The sequence below is a fragment of the Streptomyces sp. NPDC020362 genome (assembly GCF_040642095.1).
Lineage (GTDB): Bacteria > Actinomycetota > Actinomycetes > Streptomycetales > Streptomycetaceae > Streptomyces.
The window spans coordinates 1-15329 of sequence record NZ_JBFAET010000208.1 but is presented as its reverse complement, the minus strand read 5'-3'; the positions used below and the strand labels follow the sequence as shown (position 1 = coordinate 15329).

The window sequence follows — 15329 nt, the reverse complement described above, 5'->3', positions numbered from 1 at the left end:
CTCGACAACGACCGCAACCAGATCGAGCTGTTCACCGCCCTGCTGCTCTCCCTGCCCGGCTCACCGATCCTCTACTACGGCGACGAGATCGGCATGGGCGACAACATCTGGCTCGGCGACCGCGACGCCGTACGCACCCCCATGCAGTGGACCCCCGACCGCAACGCCGGATTCTCCTCCTCCGACCCCGGACGGCTGTTCCTGCCGACCATCATGGACCCGGTCTACGGCTACCAGGTCACCAACGTCGAAGCATCCATGTCCTCGCCCTCGTCGCTGCTGCACTGGACCCGCCGCATGATCGAGATCCGCAAGCAGAATCCTGCCTTCGGACTGGGGTCCTACACCGAACTGCAGTCCTCCAACCCGGCGGCGATCGCGTTCCTGCGCGAGTACGAGGACGACCTGGTGCTGTGCGTGCACAACTTCTCGCGGTTCGCGCAGCCCACCGAGCTGGACCTGAGGCGGTTCAGCGGGCGGCATCCGGTCGAGCTGTTCGGCGGGGTGCGCTTCCCCGCGATCGGCGAGCTGCCGTACCTGCTGACCCTCGCGGGTCACGGCTTCTACTGGTTCCGGCTGCGCCGGGACACGGCGTAGCACCCCGGTGGTGGGGCGGTTCCTGCCGTCCCACCGCGGGCACGCATCAGCGACACCCCGACGACCCGGGGAAAGGACGTGGCGCCCATGGCGGACACGGTCAGCTCTTCCGACACCACGAGTACGACCGGTCATCCCCTCGTTTCGCTCGAACCCCTGTTGCGCGACTGGCTGCCGAGACAACGCTGGTTCGCGGGCAAGGGACGTCCGGTCACCGGGTTCACCCCGCTGGCCGCCACCGAACTGCTGCCCTGCAGCGGCCGGCTGGGCCTCTACCACCTGCTCCTGCGCGTCCACCAGCCCCCCGTACCGGGCGCCCCGCCGCACCCGGGCGACTGCTACCAGCTGCTGATAGGCGTGCGCGAGGTGCTGCCGCCCCGGCTGGCGCCCGCGCTGATCGGACATGTGGCCCACGGACCGCTCGCCGGACGCACGGTATACGAGGCCCTGTACGACCCCCGGCCCGCCGAAGTGCTACTGGAGGCCCTGCGCACCCGGGCGCGCATCGGCGGGCTCCGTTTCGAACGGGACCCGGACCAGGAGATCCGGGACGGGCTCGTGGCCCGGCTGATGACCGCCGAGCAGTCCAACTCGTCGATCGTCTACGGCGATACGTTCATCCTGAAGCTGTTGCGCCGGGTCGTTCCCGGCGTCAATCCCGACCTGGAGATACCGCTCGCCCTGGCCCGCGCGGGCTGCGCCCGGGTGCCCGCGCCGACGGCCTGGCTCCGGGCCGAGCTGGACGGGCAGCCGTACACCCTGGCCGTGCTGCAGCCCTTCGTGAGCGGCGCGAGCGACGGCTGGGAGCTGGCGCTGCGCGAACTGGCCAAGGGCGAGGACTTCGTCGCCGAGGCCCGGGCGCTGGGCCGGGCCACCGCCGAGGTGCACACCGCCCTCGCCCGCGCCCTGCCCACGGTCACCCTGGGCCAGGCCCAGCTGCGGCAGCTGGTGGACGGCATGACCGGGCGGCTGGAGGCGGCCGTGCAGGCGGTGCCCGCGCTGCGGCCGTACGAGAGCGGGCTGCGCTCCGCCTTCACCGCGCTGGCCGGCCCGGTGGCCGAGGGCCGCACCTGGACCGCGCAGCGCATCCACGGCGATCTGCACCTCGGCCAGTGCCTGCGCTCGGCGAGCGGACAGTGGTCCCTGATCGACTTCGAGGGTGAGCCGGTCCGGCCGCTGGCCGAGCGGCGCATGCCGCAGCCCGCGGTGCGGGACATCGCCGGGATGCTGCGCTCGTTCGACTACGCCGCCCGCTCGGCGAGCCCGCCCGCGCCCCGGTGGGCGCACGGCTGCCGGGCCGCCTACTGCGCCGGGTACGCGGAGATCACCGGCCGCGACCCGCGTACGGACGCCATGCTGCTACGCGCCTATGAGACCGACAAGGCGGTCTACGAGGTGGTCTACGAGGCCCGCCATCGCCCCGACTGGCTGCCGGTACCGCTGAGTGCGGTGCGCCGCCTCTCCCTGCCCGACCAGGAGGCTAGTTCGTGACGCCCAAGGCCAAGAAGGAATCCGCGGCCGAGAAGGACACCCCGGTCAAGAAGGACACCACAGCCGGGGAGGAGACTCCGGCCGAGAAGAAGACCGCCGCCAGGAAAGACACCCCGGCCAGGAAGAAGACCGCCACCAGGAAGGTGCCGGCACAGGAGGCCCCAGGGAGGACGAAGGCGAAGGCGAAGGCGCCCGGCAAGGCGACCGGGACGGCGTCCGGGACGGTGCCGCGACAGGGGGTCGCCGTCTCCCCTGCCGTGCCTGCCGCGGACCGTGAGCGTCTGCGCCACGGCACCCACCACGATCCGCACTCCGTCCTCGGCGGCCACCCGGTCCCCGGCGGCATCGCCTTCCGGGCCTTCCGCCCGTACGCGCAGGCGGTCACCGTGGTCTGCGCAGATCTGCGGGCCGAGCTGCACGACGACGGGGACGGCTTCTTCTCCGGGCTCCTCCCGCTCACCGAGGTCCCCGCCCACCGGCTGCTCGTGACCTACGACGGCACCGTCCACGAGACCGAGGACGCCTACCGCTTCCTGCCCACGCTCGGCGAGCTGGACCTGCACCTGATCGGCGAGGGCCGGCACGAGCAGCTGTGGCGGGTGCTCGGCACGCACGTCCTGACCCACCAGGGCGTGACCGGCACGCGTTTCGCGGTGTGGGCGCCGAACGCGCGGGGCGTGCGGGTCGCGGGGAGCTTCAACTTCTGGGACGCGACCGGGTACCCGATGCGCTCGCTCGGCTCCTCGGGGGTGTGGGAGCTGTTCGTTCCGGGCATCGGCGAGGGCGAGCTGTACAAGTTCGAGATCACCCGCCCGGACGGCACGCGCACCCTGCGCGCCGACCCGCTGGCCCGCCGCACGGAGGTCCCGCCCGCCACGTCCTCGATCGTGCACGCCTCGCACCACGAGTGGGGCGACGCACAGTGGATGGCCCACCGCGGCGACACCCCCGTCCACGAGGCGCCCTTCTCGGTGTACGAGGTCCACCTGCCCTCCTGGCGTCCCGGCCTGACGTACCGGCAGCTGGCCGAGCAGCTCCCCGCGTACGTCACGGAGACGGGCTTCACCCATGTGGAGCTGATGCCGGTCGCCGAGCACCCCTTCGGCGGCTCCTGGGGCTACCAGGTCACCGGCTTCTACGCCCCGACGGCGCGCCTCGGCACCCCGGACGACTTCAAGTACCTGGTGGACCGGCTGCACCAGGCCGGCATCGGCGTCCTGATGGACTGGGTTCCCGCGCACTTCCCGCGCGACGAGTGGGCACTGGCCGAGTTCGACGGGCGCCCGCTGTACGAGCACCACGATCCGCTGCGGGCCGCCCATCCCGACTGGGGCACCCTGGAGTTCGACTTCGGCCGCCGCGAGGTGCGCAACTTCCTCGTGGCGAACGCTGTGTACTGGTGCGAGGAGTTCCACATCGACGGCCTGCGCGTGGACGCCGTCGCCTCCATGCTCTACCTCGACTACTCGCGCGAGCCGGGTCAGTGGTCGCCCAACGAGCACGGCGGGCGGGAGAACCTGGACGCGGTGGCCTTCCTGCAGGAGATGAACGCCACGGTCTACCGGCGCTGCCCGGGCGTGGTGACCATCGCCGAGGAGTCCACCGCCTGGGACGGCGTCACACGGCCCACCCACCACCGGGGACCCGGTGGCTTCGGCGGCCTGGGCTTCGGCCTGAAGTGGAACATGGGCTGGATGCACGACTCGCTGGAGTACATCCAGCACGAACCGGTCCACCGCAGGTACCACCACCACGAGATGACCTTCTCGATGGTGTACGCCTACAGCGAGAACTACGTCCTGCCCATCTCCCACGACGAGGTCGTGCACGGCAAGCGGGCCCTCGTCTCGAAGATGCCGGGCGACTGGTGGCAGCAGCGGGCGAACCACCGTGCCTACCTCGGCTTCATGTGGGCCCACCCCGGCAAGCAACTCCTCTTCATGGGACAGGAGTTCGCCCAGGGCGCGGAGTGGTCCGAGACACACGGCCCGGACTGGTGGCTGCTCGACCCGTCCTACGGCGCCGAGGCCGACCACCGGGGCGTCCGGGACCTGGTCCGCGACCTGAACACCCGCTACCGCGGCACGCCGGCCCTGTGGCAGCGCGACACCGATCCGGCAGGCTTCCAGTGGATCGTGGGCGACGCGGCGGACGACAACGTCTTCGCGTTCCTGCGCCACGACGCCGACGGCAACCCGCTGCTGGCCGTCTCCCACCTGTCCCCGGTGATCCGCCACGACTACCGCATCGGCGTGCCCGAGGACGTCCCGGCCTGGCTGGAGGTGCTGAACACCGACGCGGCCCGCTACGGCGGCAGCGGCGTCGTCCACCCCGACCCGGTCAAGCCGGAGCCGCAGGGGGCCCATGGCCGCCCCGCGAGCATCCGGCTGACCCTGCCGCCGCTGGCTACGGTGTGGCTGCGGCCTGCTTGAGCGCGTCGGGCAGCGCGCCGGTGTACAGCACGCCCAGCCTCTGCGTGGCCCGGGTCAGGGCCACGTAGAGGTCGCTCGTGCCGTACAGGCCCGGCTCGACCACCAGCACCGAGTCGAACTCCAGGCCCTTCGACTGGCGGGGGTCGAGGAGTACGACGGACTGCGACAGGTCCGGCTCCGCGCCGGCCGTCACCCCGTCCAGCCGTGCGGCCAGCCTGCGGTGCAGGTGGCGCGGGGCGATGACCGCGAGCCGCCCCTCGGCGGGCGTCAGTTCCCCGACCGCCTCGGCGACGGCGCCGGGCAGGTCGTCGGTGGCGCGCACCCAGGGCCGTACACCGGTCGAGCGGACCGAGCTGGGTGGTTCGAAGGCGGGGTTCTCGGCGCGCACGACGGCCGCCGCGAGCTCCATGATCTCGGCGGGGGTACGGTAGTTGACGCCCAGGCGCGTGTGCTCCCAGCGGTCTTCCACGTACGGCTGGAGGATCTTCGACCAGGAGCCGACTCCGGCTGCCTCCGCGGTCTGGGCGGGGTCTCCGACCAGGGTCATCGAGCGGGTCGGGCTGCGCCGCATCAGCAGCCGCCAGGCCATCGGTGACAGTTCCTGCGCCTCGTCCACGATGATGTGGCCGAACGCCCAGGTCCGGTCGGCCGCGGCCCGCTCGGCGGCACTGCGGTGGTCGGCCTCCTCCTGCCGCTCGGCGAACCGCTCGGCGTCGATGATGTCGTGTGCGGACAGGACTTCGGAATCCTCGTCCTCCTTGTCCTCGAACTCGTAGGTGCGGGAGGCGTAGGAGACGTCGAGAACTCCCTGTGCGTAGGCCACCTGCGTCTCCCGTTCCCGTTCGGCCCGCGCCCGGGTCACCCGCTCGTCCACGCCGAGCAGTTCGGCCGCCTCGTCCAGCAGCGGTACGTCCGCCACGGTCCACGCCCGTGTCACCGGGCGGCGGATGGCGTCCGCGTCGTCGTCGGGCACGTAGCCCACGGGGTCGGCGAGGAAGTCCTCGACCAGGCGCTGCGGCGTCAGACGCGGCCACAGCTGGTCGATGGCGGCCCAGACCTCGGGGTTCTCGGCGAGGTCGTCGCGGATCTGGGTGATGTCCGAGGGGTCCAGCAGGCTGCTGCCGTCGTACGGGTCGGTGCCCACGCGCTCGGCGTACAGGTCGGTGAGGGTGTTGAGGATGTGCCCCTCGAAGTACTCGCGGGCCGCGTTGTGCGGCAGCCGGGTGGCGCGGGTGCGCTCGCGGGCCACCTTCACCAGCCCGTCGTCGAGCATCAGGATCTCGCGGTCGTGCTCGATCGCGATCACCGGATCGGGCAGCGACTGCCAGTCGCGCACGACTTCGGCGAGGACGTCCGCCATGGCGGCACGGCCCTTGACGGCGGCCGCCTCCCGGCTGTCGGCCGCCGTCGCCTTCACGCCGGGGAACAGTTCGCCGACCGTGGCCAGCAGCACCCCGGTCTCGCCGAGGGAGGGCAGCACCTCGCCGATGTAACCGAGGAAGGCCGGGTTGGGTCCGACGATCAGCACGGCGCGCCGGGCCAGCAGCTCCCGGTGTTCGTAGAGGAGATAGGCGGCCCGGTGCAGCGCCACCGCGGTCTTCCCGGTGCCGGGGCCGCCCTCGACGACCAGTACCCCGCGGTGCGGCGCCCGGATGATCTCGTCCTGCTCGGCCTGGATGGTCTGCACGATGTCGCTCATCCGGCCGGTGCGCGCCGAGTTGAGCGCGGCCAGCAGGACGGCGTCACCGTTGTGGTCCTCGTGGCCGGTGCGGGTGGCGTCGCCGAGGTCGAGGATCTCGTCGTGCAGGGAGGTGACGGTCCGGTCCTCGGTGGAGATGTGCCGGCGGCGGCGCAGGCCCATCGGGGTGTGACCGGTGGCCAGGTAGAAGGGGCGGGCGACGTCGGCCCGCCAGTCGATGAGGACCGGGGTGCGCCGGGCGTCGTCCTCGCGCAGCCCGATCCGGCCGATGTGGTGGACGGCGCCGTCGGCGAGGTCGATCCGGCCGAAGCAGAGCGAGCCGTCGACGGCGTTCAGGGCGGCGAGCAGCCCCGATCGCTCGGCGACCAGGATGTCCCGCTCCAGCCGGGCCTGCATGGGCTTGTCACCCTGCGCGAGCGCGTCCGCGACCGAGGTCTCGGCCTCGCCGCGCAGCACGTCCACGCGCGCGTACAGTCCGTCGATGAATTCCTGCTCGTGGCGCAATTCATCGTCCGGAAATTCGGTGTTTGACAATTCCGCTCCCGCCCGGATATACTGTGCTCACTGAACTTCTTCCGCGATTCTTGAAATAGAAGTCGCGAACCACTGAATATACGCACAGAAATCCCCCGGGCGCAATTGCCGGGGGATTTTTCGTGGGCGGCCCCGCGTTCGTCGGGCCTTTACAGCACGTCGGCCAGCTCCTCCAGCAGCCGCCGCTTGGGCCGTGCGCCCACCATCGACCTCACCGGCTCACCGTCCCGGAAGACCATGAGGGTCGGCGTGGACAGCACCCCGTAGGAGACCGTCGTCTCCGGATTGCGGTCCACGTCCAGCTGGACGATCTTCAGCCGGTCGCCCTCCTCGAAGGCGATGTCCTTCAGCACCGGAGCCAGCTGCCGGCACGGCCCGCACCAGTCGGCCGTGAACTGCACCAGGACCGGAAGGTCCGAGCCGATCACCTCCGTAGCGAAGTCCGCGTCCGTCACCTCGGCCAGTCCGCTCACCAAGCTCACCGCGTCAGCCCTCCCAGCTCGCACACGGGTTCCGGACCCCCCGGAACCTGCGCCTCGGCGGCCAGCTCGTCCCGGGCCCGCTCCGCCCGCCGCAGCTGCTCCGCGACCGTCTCCCGCACCGCCCCGAGCTGCCCGATGAGCGCGTCCAGCTCGTCCAGCTTGCGCCGGTAGACGGCGAGCGAGGCCGGGCAGGAGTCGCCCTCCGGGTGCCCGGCGCGCAGGCACTCCACGAACGGCCGCGTCTCCTCCAGGTCGAACCCGAAGTCCTGCAGCGTCCGGATCTGCCGGAGCAGCCTGACGTCGCCCTCGTCGTACGTGCGGTGTCCCTTGTCGTCGCGCCGTGCGGGCAGCAGCCCCCGTGCCTCGTAGTAGCGCAGGGTGCGGGTGGTGGTCCCGGCCCGTGCGGCCAGCTCGCCGATTCGCATGCCCACGACCGTAGGCGTTGACGTCGGCGTCAAGGCAAGACGGGGGGCAGCAGGGGCTTTCGGCGCACCGGCGAGGACAGCACGATGGAGGTCGTCGTACGGCCCAGCGCCGAGGTCTGCTCCAGGATCTCCTCCAGGTGCACGGTGTCGGTGACGGCGGCCTTGAGGATCCAGCAGTCCTCGCCGACCACGTGGTGCACCTCGGTGATCTCCGGACGGTCGAGCAGTTCCAGGGTCCGGGGGTGCTTGAGGGTGTAGCCGCCGTGCGGGTTCACCCGGATGAAGGCCTGGATGCCGTAGCCCAGGCGGGCGGGCGCGACCTGGGCGCCGTACCCCTCGACCACGCCCGCCGCCTCCAGCCGGCGCACCCGCTCCGCGACGGCGGCCGGGCTCAGGCTGACCCGCCGCCCCAGCTCGCTGAGCTTGATCCGGCCGTCGGTCTGCAGCAGCTGGAGGATCTGCCGGTCGACCGCGTCGAAGGCCACTGGTGTTTCGTCGGCGACGGCCCGCAGATGCCGTTGTTCTTTCGGTGCGGCAACCGTATCTCCCATGTCTCCCCCTTCAGGAACGGATGTGACGCCCGGAGAATTATGGTCATGCGAACGGCACGAGAGGTATTGGTGATCGGCGGCAACCGCTATTTCGGCAAGCGGCTCATCGAGCGGCTGCTGGCGGCCGGCGACCGGGTCACGGTCCTGAACCGGGGTTCTTCCCCGCCGCCTGCGGGTGCGGTGCACCTGGTCGCCGACCGGAACGACGAGGAGGCACTGGCCGCCGCGATCGGCACCCGTGTCTTCGACGTCGTCCTGGACCAGGTCTGCTACACCCCGCGACAGGCGGCGATCGCCCGCCGCGTCCTGACCGGGCGCACCGGCCGCTATGTGATGACCTCGACCGTGGAGGTCTACGAGCACGAGGACTCCGGGGCGCCGGTTCCGGAGAGCGCGGTGGACCCGGCCAGGGTCGCCGTGGACACCCAACTTCCCTGGGACGACGCGGAGTTCCTCGACTCCCACTACGGCGAGGGCAAGCGGCAGGCGGAGGCGGTGTTCACGGCCGCCGGCCCGCAGCTGCCGTTCGTCTCCGTCCGGGTGGCTCACGTCCTGGGCGGCGCCGACGACTTCACCGGCCGCCTCGGCCACTACGCCGACCGCATCCGCACCGGCGCCCCCATAGCCGTACCACCCGTCACCCACCCGGCGACGTACATCCACGTCGAGGAGATCGCCGACTTCCTGTTCTGGGCGGCGGGCGAGGACTTCACGGGCCCGGTGAACGCCGCCTCCCACGGCCTGCTGCCGCTGGACGAGCTGTGCGCGGCGGTGGCGGCACGGCTTGCCGGGGGCAGGACCGTGTTCGAGACGACCGGGGCCGCCGAGGTCTCCCCCTTCGCCTTCCGCCGCCGCTACGGCATGGACAACTCCCGGGCCACGCGGCTCGGTTTCGCCTTCGGCGACGTACGGCGGTGGCTGCCCGAGGCCGTCGCCGAGACCCTCGGAAAGGACCACTGAAATGCACCACCGCACCCTTGGCGGCCTGCAGGTGAGCGCGGTCGGGCTCGGGGCCATGCCGCTGTCGATCGAGGGCCGGCCGGACGAGGAGCGCGCCCTGGCCACGGTGCACGCGGCCCTGGACGCGGGCGTGACCCTGCTGGACACGGCCGACTCCTACCATCTGCCCGGGCAGGATCCCGGCCACAACGAACTCCTCCTCGCCCGCGCCCTCGCGACCTACGGCGGTGACACCGACGCGGTGCTGGTGGCCACCAAGGGCGGCCGGGGCCGTCCGGCAAACGGCAGCTGGACGGTGACGGGCTCGCCCCGGCACCTCAAGGCGGCCGCCGAGGCCTCCCGCAAGCGGCTGGGCGTCGAGGCGATCGGCCTGTACCAGCTGCACAAGCCCGACCCGGAGGTGCCCTTCGAGGAGTCCGTCGGCGCACTGCGCGAGCTGCTGGACGCGGGCACCGTCCGGCTGGCCGGCCTCTCCAACGCCGACACGGACCAGATCCGGCAGGCTCGCGCGATCCTCGGCGACCGCCTGGTGTCGGTCCAGAACCGCTACTCCCCCGAGGCCCAGAGCAGCGAGCCCGAGCTGCGGCTGTGCGAGCAGCTGGGACTGGCGTTCCTGCCGTGGAGTCCGCTGGGCGGGATCTCGCGCAGCTCGCTGGACGGCCCGTCGCGGGCGGCGGACGGCACACAGCGGTTCACCGCGTTCCACGCGGTGGCGCGGGAGCGCGGGGTGAGTCCGCAACAGGTCTGCCTCGCCTGGCTGCTGACGAGGTCCCCGACCCTGATCCCGATCCCGGGAGCCAGCCGCCCGGAGACGATCAGGGACTCGGCGGGGGCGGCGGAACTGGTGCTGAGCGAGGAGGAGATGTCCCGGTTGACGGAGGCTGCGCGGGCGAGGCCGGCTCGCTGACATCTCGTCCCGCCGATGCGGGAACCGCATCATGCTCGGCGCTGCCGTGACCGAACGGGCGTCCGGCGACGGCGCTGCAGGGGGCCGGGACGACGCCGAGGGGTCCGGAGGGCCTAGGCGTCGTCCTCGTCCGGCCCCGGCAGCCGCTCCTCCTCGTCGCCCCGCACCCCGAGCAGCCGACGGGTCAGCAGGTCGCGGTCGGAGAGGAGTTCGTCCAGGGCCGCGTGGACGTCCTCCGGGGCCGTGTGCGGGGACTCGCGTTCCGCGGCGATCAGGACGGAGCGGCGGACGAGTTCCTTGGTGAAGGACGCCGTCGTGCCCTCCGTTCGGGTCACCACCTCGTCGGCGACCTCCTTGCCAAGATCGAGCCCGGCGCCGTAGAGGGCGAGGAGGCGGGCGCGGCCCTCGGCGTCCGGGAGGGGGATCTCGACGGCGAGGTCGACACGGCCCGGGCGCTGGGCGAGGGCCGGTTCGAGGAGGTCGGCGCGGTTGGTGGTGAGCAGGAAGGCCACGTCGGTGTCGTCGCCGAGGCCGTCCATCTCGTTCAGCACCTGGAAGAGCAGGGGCTGCTCGCCGCCGCCGTAGTCCCTGGCCTCGGCGATCAGGTCGCAGTCCTCCAGGACGACCAGCGCCGGCTGGAGCATGCGGGCGAGCGCGCAGGCGGGGCCGATGGCCTCGATCCCGGTGCCGGAGAGGATGACGGCCGTGAACTCCGGGAGGTGGGAGAGGAGATAGCGGATGGTGTGGGTCTTGCCGGTGCCGGGAGGGCCGTAGAGGAGGAGGCCGCGGCGCAGGTGCTGGCCGGCCGCGCGCAGCTGTTCGCGGCGCCTGGCCACGCCCACCACCTGGCGCTCCACCCGCTCCAGCAGGCCCGCCGGGAGCACGATGTCGTCGCGGGTGATGCCGGGGCGGCGGTGGAAGCGGAACGGGCCGAGGCCGTGCCCGAACTCCGAGCCCTCGAGGGAGAGGACCTGGCCGCGGAAGACGTTGTGCTCGCGCACGAGCGCGTCGATCCCGGCGAGCAGCCGGTCCGCGAACTCCTTCTGCTGGGCGAGGACCTCGATCTCGACCTTGTTGCGCCCGTATGCGTCGGCCGGGCCGCGCAGCAGCACCACGAACCGCTCGTCGCCGTCCGCGCCCAGGTAGAACCCGCAGGAGACGCAGGCCAGTTCCTCGTCGGGGGAGACCGGCAGATGGGCGTAGTCGACCGCGCCGATCACGAAGCGGTCGTAGCGGTCGGCGGATTCGAGGATGTCGCCGAGGGTGAGGTCGCCGTGGTGCTGGGCGCCGCGCATGCCGACCAGCTCGTAGGAGCGGCCCTCGGCGGCGAACCAGCGCTCCAGGGCGAGGTGGACGTTGGGCAGGTCGTAGGGCGGGTACGCGGCTTTCACCACCGGGCGGTCCGTGGGGGCCGTGCCGAGGTGTTCCCGCAGCCGCCCGGTGAGGTCGCGGCTGCCGTCCCGCTCCGTCTGCCGGGGCCGGGCGACCGCCATGAGGAACTGCTGGAACAGGCCGTTGATCTGCTCGATCGACAACGGCGACGGATCCCGGTGCGCCCCGTACCTGCGCTCGTACTCGGACGAGCTCATGATCTCCAGCCCGCCCGGTTCCCCGTTGTCCGGCTGGCCCACGTCCGGCTGTCCCACGTGCGCCTCCGCCATGCCGTGCTCCCCCATGCCGTGCTCCCCCATGCCGCCTCCCTGCGTTCGACCGGTCACGTCGAGGCTCCCAGCCTGGGGCCGAACGCAGGGGCGGGTCAAAGGGAATGGAGCCTGGCCCGGGCGAGGCCTAGACGGTGATGCCCGCCGACTCCTCGACCTCCATCAGCGAGGCGCTGTGCCGCTCCTCCTCGAAGGCCCTGCGGCCGCCGCGAAGGCCGAACAGCCGCTTGGCGACGGCGATGTAGAGGACGGCGAGGATGTTGAGGACCAGGGTGGCGATCTTCAGGTAGCTGATCTTCTCGGTGAGTTCGTAGATCTCCAGCGGGAGGAAGGCGGCGGTGGCGACCACCGTCAGGTACTCCGCCCAGCGCTTGGCGTACCAGAGGCCGACCGCCTCGATCAGCTCGATCAGCGCGTAGGCGAGCAGCAGGGCGGCGACCAGCATCAGCGTGGAGTGCTTGTAGCCGAAGGCCTTCTGGATGGAGCCGACGACCGGCGAGTGGTCGAGGTCGTAGTGGAAGTGCTTGAAGACCGGACGGAAGACGTCGATGTTCTCGTTGAAGAGCCGGCGCACCGCGTCCTGGCTGTTGCTGAACTTCCACACCGCGACGGCGACGAGCACGATGAACACGCCGCGCACGGCCCGCTCGATCGCCAGGAAGCGCAGGATGAACAGATCCCGCAGCACCTTTCCGCGCGGCACCAGCGGTGCGTCGGACGCGGGTCCCGAGCCGTGCGGCTCGCCCAGGACGAAGTCGCCGCAGCGCAGGCAGCGCCACACGTCCCCGAGCGCGGTCTCGGCGTGCAGCCGTACCCTCAGCCGGGGATCGTCGGGCGCGTAGGTCACATGCCCCTTGCGCGCGCAGGTCCGCCGGTCCCAGTCGATCTTCATCCCCCGTGCCTCCAAGCTCGTTCGGGAACACGCACGAACGTGCCGTTCCGGTTCCGGAGCGGCACGTTAGTGGATGCGGGTGAGAGGAAGCCGTCAGGGGTCAGCGGGCGGCGCTGTCCACCGGCTCGTTCCCCTCGGCCTCGGCCTCCGGCACGGCCGCCGGCTCGTCCTCCCCGGCCTCGGCCTCCGGCACGGCCGGCTCCTTCTCCCCGGCCTCCGATTCCTGCACGGCCGCCGCCTCGCGCCGCGGCAGCAGGACGGCCACCAGGACCGTGCCGACGCCCAGGATCACCGCGCCGACCAGGCTGGTGTGGGCGACCGCGTCGGAGAAGGCGGAGCCTACCGCGTCCGCCATCTGCCGGGCGCCGGAGGCGAGCTGGGCGGCCTGCTGCTTGAGCTGTGCGGCCTGCTGCGGGTCGCTCGCGTGCGCGGCCTGCGCGGCCACTTGGTGGGCCTTGTCGCCGATGCCCTGCGCGACCGCGTATCCGGCGCCGACCGAGTCCTGGGCGGTCTCCAGCGCGCTCGCCGGGAGCTTGCTGCCCGCGGTGGCGTCGGTGAGGTGGTTGCCGTACGAGGTGGCGAGCAGCGAGCCGAGGATCGCGATGCCGAGCGAGCCGCCCAGCTCCAGCGAGGTGTCGTTGACCGCGCCGCCGACGCCCAGTTCGGACTCGGGGAAGGCACCCATGATCGCGTCGGTGCAGGGCGAGAGGGCCAGGCCGATGGCGAGGCCGAGGATGACGAGGGGCGCCACGAAGTCGCCGTACGTCGAGCCCGCGTCCACCCGCGTCAGCAGGGCGAGCGCGGTCGTGCCGCCGACCATGCCCGCGGTGACCGTGAGCTTCATGCCGACGCGCGGGGTGAGCCAGCCGGTGAGGGCCGAGCCGACGAAGACCGCGCCGGCCAGCGGCAGCATCCGTACACCGGTCTCCAGGGCGTCGTAGCCGAGGACGAACTGCAGGTGCTGGGTGAGGTAGTAGAAGGCGCCGAAGACGGCGAGGAAGAACAGGGCGACGGCGAGGTTGGAGCCCGCGAACCGGCGGTCGGTGAAGCGGCGCACGTCCAGGATCGGGCGCGGGTGGCGCAGCTCCCAGACGACGAAGGCGACCAGGCCCGCGCCCGCGACGACGGCGGCGGTGACGGCCTTGGCGCCCCAGCCGAAGTGCGGGCCCTCGATGATCATGTAGACCAGCGAGCCGGTCCACACCACGGACAGCAGACCTCCGACGTAGTCGATCCGGTCGTGGTGCCCGGCCCTGGACGGCGGTACGAGGACCAGGGCGGCGACGATCGCGACGGCGGCGACGGGCACGTTGATCAGGAAGGTCGACGACCAGCCGTGGTCGCGCAGCAGGGCGCCCGCGACGACCGGTCCGGCGGCGATGGCGAGGCCCGCGGTGGCGGTCCACAGGGTGATGGCCTTGGCGCGCTCGGCGCGCGGGAAGGTCGCGGCGAGCAGGGAGAGCGTGGCGGGCATGATCAGCGCGGCGCCGACGCCCATGACGGCCCGGGCCGCGATGACCGCGGTGGGGCTGCCGGCGAGGTATCCGGAGACGGCCCCGCCCCCGAAGACCACCAGGCCCAGCACGAGGGCCCCGCGCCGGCTGTACTTGTCGCCGATCGCGCCGAGCAGCAGCATCAGCGCCGCGTACGGGACGGTGTAGCCGTCGATCACCCACTGCAGGTCGGCGCTGGACAGCCCGAGGTCCCGGGTCATGTCGGGCGCCGCGACCGTGAGGGCGGTGTTGGCCATCACGATGACCAGCAGGCTCAGGCAGAGCACGAGGAGCGCCCACCAGCGCCGGGCGTAGGGGCGGTCCATCCTTTCGACCGGTTGGTTCATGACGAGTCGCATGGCAGGGATCGCCTTCCTCGGTGCGCGACCAGAAATTGCACAGCACCGTGCAATTGCACAACACTGTGCAATGTACGCCGTTGCACGGTACTGTGCAAGTCGAGGGGTGCGCGGAGAGGGCGTGCAGAATGACGGTCATGACCACGGGTAACACCAGCCGCGCCGACGCCAACCGGCGCCGCATCCTCGACGTAGCCCTCGCCGAGCTGCTGCGCGACCCCGACGCCTCCATGGACCAGATCGCTCGCGCCGCGGGGGTCGTACGGCGGACCGTGTACGGGCACTTCCCGAGCCGTGAGGCGCTGATCAGCACGCTCGTCGACGGAGCGGTGGCCTCACTGGCGGACGCGGACGCGGGAGCCCGCGAGGGGATCACGGACCCGGCGGAGGCGGTGGCCCGGTCGGTGCTGCGGATCTGGGAGATCGCCGACCGCTACCGGCTGCTGGTCGCCCTGGCCCAGCGCACGGTCACCGTGCAGGGCATCCGCGAACGCCTCGCCCCCCTGCGCGAGACCAAGGTGCAGATGCTGCAACGCGGCCTGGACGAGGGCGTCTTCAGCTCTCCGCTGCCTGCGCCGGCCCTCGCGTACGTGCACGAGCAGATGCTGTTCGCGGTGATGGAGGCCGTGAACGACGGGCTGGTGACAGCCGAGGAGGCGGGCCGCTCGGCCACGGTCACGGTCCTGACCGCGGCGGGCGTACCCGCCTGCGCGGCCACCGAACTGGTGGCCAGGGTGAGTGTAGAGCCGGGGGGGTGTGGCCCAAGGGGGGTGTGGGTCAGCGCCCCCGGGGGGGTGGGGGGGGGGCGCCCGCGGGGGGGGGGGGGGCGGGGGGGCGGGGGGTGGG

At 72.0% G+C, this 15329-nt stretch carries 12 protein-coding genes and 1 pseudogene; 6 read left to right on the top strand and 7 right to left on the bottom strand.

The window, feature by feature from the left end; genetic code table 11:
* The 3 genes from AB0H32_RS40425 to glgB all read left to right on the top strand — a co-directional run.
* The coding region (locus AB0H32_RS40425) for an alpha-glucosidase C-terminal domain-containing protein (RefSeq protein ID WP_361132006.1) at positions 1–597 on the top strand (597 nt) is incomplete at its 5' end.
* An 87-nt stretch (positions 598–684) separates the two neighbouring features.
* Positions 685–2088: a maltokinase gene (locus AB0H32_RS40420; RefSeq protein ID WP_361132003.1), complete on the top strand. Its 1404-nt coding sequence runs from the start codon at positions 685–687 to the stop codon at positions 2086–2088.
* Positions 2085–4520 carry a 1,4-alpha-glucan branching enzyme gene (gene glgB, locus AB0H32_RS40415; RefSeq protein ID WP_361132000.1) on the top strand — a complete coding sequence of 812 codons (2436 nt, stop codon included), beginning with the start codon at positions 2085–2087 and terminating at the stop codon, positions 4518–4520. The genes AB0H32_RS40420 and glgB overlap by 4 nt, the downstream gene beginning before the upstream one ends.
* Here the strand turns inward: glgB and AB0H32_RS40410 are convergent.
* The 4 genes from AB0H32_RS40410 to AB0H32_RS40395 form a co-directional block, all read right to left on the bottom strand.
* Complete coding sequence (locus tag AB0H32_RS40410) at positions 4495–6723, bottom strand: UvrD-helicase domain-containing protein (protein WP_361132009.1); 2229 nt, start codon at positions 6721–6723, stop codon at positions 4495–4497. The genes glgB and AB0H32_RS40410 overlap by 26 nt on opposite strands.
* Before the next feature lie 179 nt (positions 6724–6902).
* Entirely contained in the window at positions 6903–7235 is a 333-nt protein-coding gene (trxA, locus tag AB0H32_RS40405; protein WP_361131997.1) for a thioredoxin, read from the bottom strand.
* On the bottom strand, positions 7232–7660 hold the full coding sequence (locus tag AB0H32_RS40400; RefSeq protein WP_361131994.1) for a MerR family transcriptional regulator: 429 nt from the start codon (positions 7658–7660) through the stop codon (positions 7232–7234). The genes trxA and AB0H32_RS40400 overlap by 4 nt, the downstream gene beginning before the upstream one ends.
* 29 nt (positions 7661–7689) lie before the next feature.
* Positions 7690–8211, bottom strand: coding sequence for an Lrp/AsnC family transcriptional regulator (locus AB0H32_RS40395; protein ID WP_361131991.1), 522 nt, complete (start codon positions 8209–8211; stop codon positions 7690–7692).
* 45 nt (positions 8212–8256) lie between these two features.
* Here AB0H32_RS40395 and AB0H32_RS40390 point away from each other — a divergent pair, with 45 nt between their 5' ends.
* Together AB0H32_RS40390 and AB0H32_RS40385 are read left to right on the top strand one after the other, a co-directional pair.
* Positions 8257–9171 carry an NAD-dependent epimerase/dehydratase family protein gene (locus AB0H32_RS40390; RefSeq protein WP_361131988.1) on the top strand — a complete coding sequence of 305 codons (915 nt, stop codon included), beginning with the start codon at positions 8257–8259 and terminating at the stop codon, positions 9169–9171.
* Between the two features lies 1 nt (position 9172).
* Positions 9173–10078, top strand: coding sequence for an aldo/keto reductase (locus AB0H32_RS40385; protein ID WP_361131985.1), 906 nt, complete (start codon positions 9173–9175; stop codon positions 10076–10078).
* A 113-nt stretch (positions 10079–10191) separates the two neighbouring features.
* On the opposite strand, the gene AB0H32_RS40380 is transcribed toward AB0H32_RS40385, so the two are convergent.
* From AB0H32_RS40380 to AB0H32_RS40370, 3 genes are all read right to left on the bottom strand, one after another.
* Positions 10192–11769, bottom strand: coding sequence for an ATP-binding protein (locus AB0H32_RS40380; protein WP_361131982.1), 1578 nt, complete (start codon positions 11767–11769; stop codon positions 10192–10194).
* 97 nt (positions 11770–11866) lie between these two features.
* Positions 11867–12631, bottom strand: coding sequence for a DUF2127 domain-containing protein (locus AB0H32_RS40375; RefSeq protein WP_361131980.1), 765 nt, complete (start codon positions 12629–12631; stop codon positions 11867–11869).
* A 100-nt stretch (positions 12632–12731) separates the two neighbouring features.
* Entirely contained in the window at positions 12732–14483 is a 1752-nt protein-coding gene (locus tag AB0H32_RS40370; protein ID WP_361131977.1) for an MFS transporter, read from the bottom strand.
* A gap of 128 nt (positions 14484–14611) precedes the next feature.
* Between AB0H32_RS40370 and AB0H32_RS40365 the strand changes: the two are divergent.
* A pseudogene (locus AB0H32_RS40365) lies at positions 14612–15223 on the top strand (TetR/AcrR family transcriptional regulator); the annotation flags it as partial.
* Positions 15224–15329: the final 106 nt, after the last annotated feature.